General features: G+C 62.2%; 6 protein-coding genes. All 6 read left to right on the top strand.

Annotated features, from left to right (window positions below; all coding sequences use genetic code 11):
- Window positions 1-259 precede the first annotated feature (259 nt).
- The 6 genes from ASC85_RS15720 (at window position 260) to ASC85_RS15745 (ending at window position 9,331) form a co-directional block, all read left to right on the top strand.
- Entirely contained in the window at window positions 260-1,732 is a 1,473-nt protein-coding gene (locus ASC85_RS15720; RefSeq protein ID WP_057450299.1) for a benzaldehyde dehydrogenase, read from the top strand.
- A gap of 69 nt (window positions 1,733-1,801) precedes the next feature.
- The gene (locus ASC85_RS15725) at window positions 1,802-2,569 is read left to right on the top strand and encodes a coniferyl-alcohol dehydrogenase (RefSeq protein ID WP_013693262.1); all 768 of its coding nucleotides are present in this window, start codon (window positions 1,802-1,804) and stop codon (window positions 2,567-2,569) included.
- 89 nt (window positions 2,570-2,658) lie between these two features.
- Window positions 2,659-4,308, top strand: a complete 1,650-nt coding sequence (locus tag ASC85_RS15730) for a DUF1302 domain-containing protein (protein ID WP_057450300.1) — start codon at window positions 2,659-2,661, stop codon at window positions 4,306-4,308.
- Window positions 4,309-4,323: 15 nt separating this feature from the next.
- Window positions 4,324-5,685: a DUF1329 domain-containing protein gene (locus ASC85_RS15735; protein ID WP_057450302.1), complete on the top strand. Its 1,362-nt coding sequence runs from the start codon at window positions 4,324-4,326 to the stop codon at window positions 5,683-5,685.
- A 69-nt stretch (window positions 5,686-5,754) separates the two neighbouring features.
- Complete coding sequence (locus ASC85_RS15740; protein ID WP_057450304.1) at window positions 5,755-6,858, top strand: WD40/YVTN/BNR-like repeat-containing protein; 1,104 nt, start codon at window positions 5,755-5,757, stop codon at window positions 6,856-6,858.
- Window positions 6,859-6,910: 52 nt separating this feature from the next.
- Window positions 6,911-9,331, top strand: a complete 2,421-nt coding sequence (locus tag ASC85_RS15745; protein WP_057450311.1) for an efflux RND transporter permease subunit — start codon at window positions 6,911-6,913, stop codon at window positions 9,329-9,331.
- Window positions 9,332-9,812 lie beyond the last annotated feature (481 nt).

The following is a 9,812-nucleotide window of genomic DNA, read 5'->3' on the forward strand; positions in this document are numbered from 1 at the left end:
CGAAATGATCATCTGACGAGATAGTTATTAAGCATAACTTTATCAAATGAACAAGCGGCAGCTGGCCAACGGCCACGTCGGCGGTTGCGTCATCAGTCCTGCACTCGATGCAGAGCGTTGATCCAGAGCCCTGCGTCAGGTTTATCAAGGTCTACGGGCAAAACCGGCACAGCGCTTGCTCAAGCACTTGCACGGCGTTTGCGTCGATACCTTCCAGGTGCGGCAAACGATGACAACAACAAAGAGCCGGGAGTGTTAAATGTCTGCATCCAAAAGCCACCTGTTGTCCCAGGTGATCGAGTCGGAATGTGTCTTCAACGGTGACTGGGTGCCTGCGTCGGGTCTGCTGCAATGGATCATTGAACCGGCCACTGGTGAGCGGCTGATGCGCTCTGCCACGGCCGACAGCGCCGACATCGCCAAGGCCAGTCGTGACGCAGCCCTGGCGCAGCCGGCATGGGCGGCGCTGGGCCCGCGGCAACGCGCGGCGATCTTCCGCAAGGCCGCCGACGTGGCTGAGCAGTCCTTCGAAGAACTGGCGCTGTACGTGGCCCGGGAGACCGGCGCCGCGCTGTTCAAGGGCCAACACGAAGTGCGCGAAGCCATCGTGCTGTTGCATCAGGCCGCCGGCCTGCTGTCCCAGGCCCATGGGGTGGTCCTGCCCAGCGAGGCGGGGCGCCTGTCCTACGCGCGGCGCCAGCCCCATGGCGTGGTCGGGGTGATTTCGCCCTTCAACTTTCCCCTGGTGTTGTCCATGCGCTCCGTCGCGCCAGCCCTGGCGGCGGGCAATGCGGTGGTGCTCAAGCCGGATCCGCAGACCCCGGTGAGCGGCGGTTTCCTCATCGCCCGGTTGTTCGAGGTGGCAGGGCTGCCCAAGGGCTTGTTGCAAGTGTTGCCCGGCGCGGCGGATGCCGGTGAGGCGCTGTGCCGCGACCCTAACGTGCGCATGATCGCCTTTACCGGTTCCACCGGCGCCGGTCGCAAGGTCGCTGAAGTGGCCGGGCGCAACCTGAAGAAGGTCGCGCTGGAGTTGGGTGGCAAGAACCCGCTGATCATTCTGGAAGACGCCGATCTCGACCTCGCCGCCCGCAACGCGGCCTGGGGCGCCTGGCTGCATCAAGGGCAGATCTGCATGGCCACCGGGTTGATCCTCGCCCATGAATCCATCGCCGAAGAACTGACCCGCAAACTGGTGGAAAAGGCCCGGGCCTTGACCGTCGGCAACGCCGCCCAGGGCGAAGCCGCGTTGGGGCCGCTGATCAATCAGCGGCAGTTGAAACGGGTGCACGATATCGTCAGCGACTCCGTGCGCGCCGGCGCCCGGCTGGAGGCTGGCGGCGAGCACGATCGGCTGTTCTACCAGGCCACCGTGCTCAGCGGCGTGAAGCCGGGCATGCGGGCCTTCGATGAGGAGGTCTTCGGGCCCGTGGCAACGGTGGTCAGTTTCGCCACCGATGATGAAGCTGTCGAGTTGGCCAACCGCACCGAGTACGGTTTGGCGGCGGCGATCATTTCGCCGTCGGTGGGCCGGGCCATGGCCATCGGTGAGCGGTTGCAGTGCGGCATGTTGCACATCAATGACCAGACCGTCGCCGATGAGTGCGTCAACCCGTTCGGCGGACGCGGCGCCTCGGGCAATGGCGGCAGCGTCGGCGGCCCGGCGGACTGGGACGAATACACGCAATGGCAGTGGGTGACGGTCAAGGACCAGGCGCCGGTCTACCCCTTCTGACCGGCAGGTTTACAGGGCCCGATGAGCTGAGGGCCCTGCGAGTACACAAAAATAATAAGAGGACTCAACATGAAACTCGACAACAAGATTGTGCTGGTCACCGGTGTCTCGTCAGGCATTGGTGCTGCCACGGCAAGCCTGCTGCGCACTCATGGCGCCCAGGTGATTGGCGTCGACCTCAAGGCGCCGCACATGACTCTGGACGGTTTTGTGCAAGGCGATTTGAGTAGCGCCGAAAACATCGAACGGCTGCTGCCGCAGCTGCCCGCACGGCTCGACAGCCTGTGCAACATCGCCGGGGTGCCGGGCACTGCCAACCCGCAACTGCTGGCGCGGGTCAACTACCTTGGGTTGCGCCACTTGAGCCGTGCGCTGCTGCCGCGCATCAACGCTGGCGGCAGCATCGTCAATATCGCCTCGATCCTCGGCGCCGAATGGCCGTTACGCCTGGAACAGCACAAGGCGCTGGCGCGCATCGAAGATTTTACCGCCGCGCAAGCCTGGCTGGCCGACCACCGGGTGCCGGACCAGACCTGCTACCAGTACTTCAAGGAAGCCTTGATCGTCTGGACCTATCTGCAGGCACAACCCTGGTTTCTCGAGCATTCGGTGCGCATGAACAGCGTTGCACCAGGCCCGGTGTTCACGCCCATCCTCGACGACTTCGTGAGCATGCTCGGCGAGGCCCGGACCCAGGCCGATGCCCATCGCATGAAACGTCCTGCTTACGCCGATGAGGTGGCGGCGGTGATCGCTTTCCTGTGTGCCGACGAGTCGCGCTGGATCAACGGCGTCAACCTGCCGGTCGATGGTGGATTGGCCTCTACCTACATCTGAATGCGCATCCGTAGAACGCGGCGCAAGCCGCTACCCGAGCGTGTTGGCTGCAAAGCCATGCCAAAAAATAACAATAATGAGAAGCGTCCATGGATAACCTCAAAGATTGCTTTGGTTTCAAGCATTGCGCCCTGTTCCTGGCGTTATGCAGCACCGGTGTGATGGTCGAAAGGGTCCAGGCCATGCAAATGGACCTGGGTGACTCCGACTGGAAACTGCGCTGGGACAACACCATCAAGTACAGCCAGGCCTGGCGCCTGCATGGACAGGACAGCCGCTTGGTCAACGCGCCAACCGCCAACGGCCTGTACCCCTCGATCCAGAGCCAGGGCGACAAGAATTTCAGCCGTGGCCTGGTCTCCAACCGCCTGGACCTGTTTTCCGAAATGGACCTGAGCCGGCAAAACTATGGGCTGCGCGTGAGCGGCGCAGCCTGGTACGACGATATCTACAACCAGGACACCGACAGCAGCGAGCAAACGCATTTCCTCAGTGAAACCCGCAAGCTCCATGGTCGTGACGCGGAAATCCTCGACGCCTTCGTGTTCTTGCGCGGGGATCTGGGTGAAGACTCCCAGGGCGTGGCGCGCCTGGGCCGACACAGCCTGATCTATGGGGAAAGCCTGTTCTACGGTGGCAACGGCATTGCCAATGCCCAGGGCCCGACGGATGTGGTCAAGTTGCTCAGCGTGCCGGGGACTCAGTTCAAGGAGATCCTGCGCCCGGTCAATCAGATCTCCGGGCAGTTGCAGATCAACCCGCAACTGTCGGTGGGCGCCTACTATCAGTTTGAGTGGGAACGTTCCAATCTGCCCGGCGCCGGCAGCTACCTGAGCGATGTCGATGCCATCGGCTACGGCAGTGGCCCTCTGCGCGAAGTGTTCGGCAACGACACGGTGAATGGCGGCGATTTGAAACCGCGCAATTCGGGGCAGGGCGGCATGCAGATCCGCTTCAAGCCGACCGGCACCGAGCTGGAGCTGGGTTTCTACGCAGCCCAGTATCACGACAAAGCGCCGATCGGGTTGTACGCCTACCTGGACGGTCCGGCGTCTGCGGCCAGCGGCTTGCCGATCCTGGGTTCCTATCGTCAGGTCTACGCCGAAGACATCAAGACCGCAGGCGTCAGCTTCTCAACTGCCTACGGTCCGTTCAACTTTGCCGGTGAAACGTCGGTGCGCTGGAACGCGCCGCTGGTGAGTAATCTGCAAGTAGTGACCCCCGGCATGGCGGCCGATGGTGGCGACAATGAGTTGTTCGCCAGGGGCAAGACCGCCCACGCCAACTTGTCGGCGATCTACCTGCTGTCGCCCACCGCGTTCTGGGACGGCGGCTCGGCCCTGGCTGAACTGGCCTGGAACCGCACCCTGAGCGTAACCAAGAACGCTGCCGCGCTGGATTCCAACACCACCCGCGATGCCACCGCGCTGCGGGTATTGATCGAGCCGGCGTACTTCCAGATTGTCGACGGAATCGACCTGACCGTGCCGATCGGCATGGGGATAGTGCTCGATGGGCGTTCATCGGCGGTCAACAAATCCGGCTTCGGCAACACCCATTCCGGTGACTGGAGTGTCGGGCTCAAAGCCACCTACCTGCAACGCTGGGATGTCGGCCTCAACTACGTGAACTTCTTCGGCGCACCGAAAGCCGGGCTGCGCGAGGACGGCAATTTCAGTTACGGACAGTCGTTGGCCGATCGCGACTTCGTCTCGCTCTACGTGAAAACCTCATTCTAATAAGGTGGATTCGCCATGCAGAACACAGCATTCCTCAACACATGCGTCCTGACCCTGGCCCTTGCTGGCATGGGGCTGGCGCAGGCGGCGGTGTCGCCTGAACAGGCCGCACGCTTGAAAACCGATCTGACCCCCTTGGGTGGCGAGCGCGCCGGCAATGCCGATGGCAGTATCCCGGCTTGGCAGGGCGGTTATACCCAAGTCACGCCTGGCTACAAACCGGGTGACAAGCGCCCCGATCCATTCGCTGGCGAAAAGCCGCTGTATTCGATCAAAGCCTCGAACATGGAGCAGTACGCCAGCGAATTGGCCGAAGGGACCAAGCTGCTGCTGAAGAAATACCCGGACTATCGCCTGGACGTGTACCCGACCCATCGCTCGGCCGCCGCTCCGCAATGGGTGTATGACAACACCAGCAAAAATGCCACCCGCGCCACACTGGACGTGGCCAGCGAGAAAGTCTCCAACGCCTATGGTGGTATCCCGTTCCCGATCCCGGAAAACGGTGCGCAAGTGCTGTGGAATTACCGGTTGTCCTGGCAGGGTGGCGACACCATCAGCGCGCCTTTCGATACCTGGCTGATGACCGCCGGTGGCAAGAAAGTCCAGGCGACCCGGGCCCAGTTCTCCTATCAGTTTCCCTACTACTTCGAAGGCGGCAGCCTGGAAAACTATGCGGGCAAGTACCAGGTGGGCAAGTTGCTGACCGAGTTGCCGTCATCCAAGGCCGGCGAAGGCCTGATGACCCATTGGGACATGGACCCGGCCAATCGGGCGGCCTGGCAGTATCTGGTCGGCCAGCGCCGGGTTCGCCGGGCGCCGAACATTGCCTATGACACGCCGGACTTCGTGACCTCCGGCGTCGGCCTGTTCGACGAAGCGTTCATGCTGTTCGGGCCTACCGATCGCTATGACCTCAAGCTGGTGGGCAAGAAAGAGCTGATCGTCGGCTACAACAATAACCGCGCCGCGCTGGCCAAGAGCGACGACCTGGTCAAGGCGAACTTCCTCAATCCTGATCTGGTGCGTTGGGAGAAGCACCGGGTCTGGGTGGTCGAGGCCACGCTCAAATCCGGCAAGCGCCATGTCGTGCCGCGTCGGACCTACTACGTCGACGAAGACTCCTGGCAGATCCTGATGGCCGACGGTTATGACGCCCAGGGCAAGCTCGGCCGGCAGATGTATTCGCTGACGCTGCTGGCGCCGGACATGCCGGTCCTCACCGCACAGGTCATGTGGGGCAGCTACAACCTCGACACCGGGGCCTACTTCCTCAACGCATCGAGCAATGACCTGGCGGTTCAGTACCAGAAGATCGCGAGACCTTCGGCGTCCTATTACACGCCGGATGCCATGGCCAACGAAAACATGCGTTGAACCTGTGGCGGCCGTGGCGAGGAGGAGGTTCGCCGCGGTCGCTTACGATTTTCCGGGCGGAATAACGATATGAACGTTGAAAAAATCTTTGCGCGCTGCAGTCCGCTTTGGGGTGTTTTCGCCTTGGTGGGAAGCCTGTTGGTGAGCGTGCCCTTGGTTGCACAGGCCACGACATTGGCCGTGCTGCAACAACCGGCATTGCCGACCGCCAAGGCCCAGCGCTCGGTGTTGCTCGGGCTGGCCCGGGCCGGCGAGCGTCTGGTGGCGGTTGGTGAGCGCGGAATCGTGCTGCTCTCCGATGACGCTGGAGTCAATTGGCGCCAGGCCAAGGTGCCGGTCAGCGTCAGCCTGACGGCGGTGCAATTCGTCGATGCCGAGCAGGGCTGGGCGGTCGGTCATCTGGGCGTGGTGCTGCACACCCGGGACGGCGGGGAAACCTGGCAAAAGCAACTCGACGGTCAGCGTGCCATCGCCTCGGCGGTGCAGTTCGCTGAGCGCGATGTCAATCAACCCGACGGTGCCAGCCACTTGGCGCAGGCACGGCGCATGCTCGATGACGGACCGGATAAACCGTTTCTCGACCTGTACTTCAGTGACCGCCTGCACGGCTACGTCGTGGGCGCCTACAACCAGATCTTCCGTACCGACGACGGTGGGCGAAGCTGGCAGCCGTGGATGCGGCATGTGGACAATCCGCAGGGCTTGAACCTGTATGGCATCCGCGCCTTGGGCAACGATCTGTGGTTGGTGGGGGAGCGCGGTTTGCTGTTGCGTTCGACCGACGCCGGGCAGTCATTCCAGGCCTTGAAGTCACCGTATGAGGGCAGCTTCTTCGGCCTGCTCGGCACCCGCGACGGGGCCTTGGTGGTCTATGGCTTACGCGGAAACGCCTGGTGGTCCGGGGATCGTGGCAACACTTGGCGACGCCTTGACACCGGTATCGAGTCGACACTGGCGAGCGCCGTCGAACTGCGCGACGGCGGCCTGTTGCTGGCCAGCCAGAGTGGTGAACTTCTATTCAGTCATGACCAGGGGCGAAGCTTTGACAAGCGTCAGAGCCGCAGCGGCGGGACGCTCGCTGCCGTGCAACAGGCGGTCGACGGCAGCCTGACCAGCGTCGGCTTGACCGGCGTGGCCGCTGACCAGGATCCGCGGGCCGCAGGTCAACCTTGAAACTTCACGGTGTAGCGCTATCGGGCCACGGCTCGTGCAACAGGAGTCAAACTTGAAAGACGACAGAACCCAAACCGTGATCGGCCGCCAGGAAGACTTCGACCGGGCGTCAGGCAACTTCGCTGAGCGGGCGATCTTCAACCATCGACCGCTGGTGATCCTGCTGTGTCTGTTGGTGACGTTGGTGCTCGGTTGGCAAGCCACGCGCATCGGCATCAATGCCAGCTACGAGAAGACCATCCCCACGGGGCATCCCTACGTCGCCAATTTCCTGGAGAATCGCAAGGAACTGAGCGGCCTGGGCAACTCGCTGCGCATCGCCGTGGAGGTCAAGCAGGGGAGCATTTTCACCAAGGACTACCTCGACACCCTGGCCAGGCTCAACGATGAGCTCTATCTGCTGCCCGGTGTCGACCGCCCCTACATGAAATCCTTGTGGACCCCGACCACGCGCTGGACCGCCGTGACCGAAGACGGGCTCGACGGCGGCACGGTGATCCCCGACGACTACGATGGCTCGGCCACCAGCATTGAGCAGGTGCGGACCAACGTGGCCCGCTCCGGGGAAGTCGGGCAATTGGTCGCCGGCAACTTCAAGTCCAGCGTGATCTTCGTGCCGTTGCTGGAAATCAATCCGCAGACGGGCAAGGCGCTGGACTATGGCGAGTTTTCCCGGCAACTGGAGGCGCTGCGAGACAAGTACCAGACCGATGACCTGCGGATTCATGTCACCGGCTTTACCAAGATTGTCGGCGACCTGATCGAGGGCATGACCCAGGTACTGCTGTTCTTCGTGGTGGCGGTACTGGTGACGGTATTGGTGCTGTTTGGCTACACCCGTTGCGCGCGAAGCACCTTGGTGGTGGTGATCTGTTCACTGGCGGCGGTGCTTTGGCAGCTGGGGCTGCTGGCCCTGCTCGGTTATGAACTCGATCCCTACTCGGCCTTGGTGCCGTTCCTGGTGTTCGCCATTGGCATGAGCCATGGCGCGCAGAAGATGAACGGCATCATGCAGGACATCGGCCGCGGTACTCACCGGGTGGTTGCCGCGCGCTATACCTTCCGCCGACTGTTCGCCGCCGGCATCACCGCTTTGCTCTGCGATGCGGTGGGCTTCGCGGTGTTGCTGCTGATCAACATTCGGGTGATCCAGGACCTGGCAATCACCGCCAGCCTCGGGGTGGCGGTGCTGATTTTCACCAACCTGATCCTGCTGCCGATCCTGCTCAGCTATATCGGCGTCAGCCCGGCGGCGGCGCAACGCAGCCTGAGTGCGGAAACCTCCGAACAGCAGGCGCAGATCAAGCATCCCCTGTGGCGTGTACTTGATCTGTTCACTCAACGGCGCTGGGCCACTGTCGCCATGTTGGCTGGCTTGCTGTTGGCCGCGTTTGGTTTTGCCGTGAGCCTGCACCTGAAAATCGGCGACCTGGACCCCGGTGCTCCAGAGTTGCGTGCCGACTCGCGCTACAACCGCGATGCGTTGTTCATGACCCAGAACTATGCGGCCAGCTCGGATATTTTCGTGGTCATGATCAAGACCCCCGAGGATCAATGCACCCGTTATGCCAGCCTGTCCGCGGTAGACGCGCTGGCCTGGCAACTGGAGCAATTGCCCGGCGTGGAATCGACCACCTCGATGGCCGCGCTGAGCAAGATCGCCACGGCCGGGTATAACGAAGGCAACTTCAAATGGTATGAACTGATCCCCAATGACGGCGCACTGGGTGCCGTGCAAACCCGCGCCCCGCGAGAGCTGTTCAATCAGGGCTGCTCGATGCTGTCGCTGTACGTTTACCTGGCCGATCACAAGGCTGACACCTTGAACCGGGTGGTGGAGGCCAGTGAGCAGTTTATTGCCGGGCACCAGATGCCGGAGGTCAAGTTCATGCTCGCGGCCGGCAGCGCGGGGATCGAAGCGGCGACCAATATCGTGGTGAAGAAGTCCATGCGCGAGATGCTGTTCTGGGTCTATGGCGCAGTCAGTCTGCTGTGTCTGGTGACCTTCCGCAGCTGGCGCGCAACCCTGTGCGCGATGCTGCCGCTGATGCTCACCTCGATCCTGTGCGAGGCGCTGATGGTGGGGCTGGGCATGGGGGTGAAAGTCGCGACACTGCCGGTCATCGCACTGGGCGTGGGCATCGGGGTCGATTATGCGCTCTATGTGCTGAGCGTGATCCTGGCGCGGATGCGTGCCGGCGACACCCTGGCCCAGGCGTATTACCAGGCGCTGCTGTTCACCGGCAAAGTGGTGTTGTTGACGGGCATGACATTGGCTGTGGCGGTGTCGACCTGGGCGTTCTCGCCGATCAAGTTTCAGGCCGATATGGGGATTTTGCTGGCCTTCATGTTTTTGGTGAACATGCTGGGGGCCTTGATCTTGCTGCCGGCGTTGGCTTGGTTGCTGTTGCCGCAGAGGGTGTTTTTAAAAAAGCTTGAGTTGAGTCGGCAGGGGTGGTGGGTTCGGGGCTGACGGCTTTTGGGGGGTATATCCGTTATTTAGGTAACGGCGGCTTATGGTTCCGCCCAACGGCGGGTCACTTTCGAAAAGCCCGGAAGCCGGCCCAGTCGAAAGTAACCAAAGCGCTTTTGCCCCACCACTCGGTGCCTCGCCTAGGCTCGGCATGCNCGGGTCACTTTCGAAAAGCCCGGAAGCCGGCCCAGTCGAAAGTAACCAAAGCGCTTTTGCCCCACCACTCGGTGCCTCGCCTAGGCTCGGCATGCCTGAGCGAAGGCATTGCTCCGTGGCCACTGCGCAATACCTTCGTTCAGCCAGCGTGGTTAACGGGGCGCCGAGATCAACATCCACCGCGAGGCGGCCTTATAGCCGACCTAGTTCTTGGTGGGACCGCGTTTCCCCTAATGAAATGGCTACCCCCGCCGCCCCCTGCGATTGCCCACTAAGCTTTCGCAGGGGGCCTATCGGAGACCATTGCCATGAACAAAGTAGCTAT

It is taken from the genome of Pseudomonas sp. Root401 (genome assembly GCF_001425105.1).
In the GTDB taxonomy this organism is placed as follows: domain Bacteria; phylum Pseudomonadota; class Gammaproteobacteria; order Pseudomonadales; family Pseudomonadaceae; genus Aquipseudomonas; species Aquipseudomonas brassicacearum.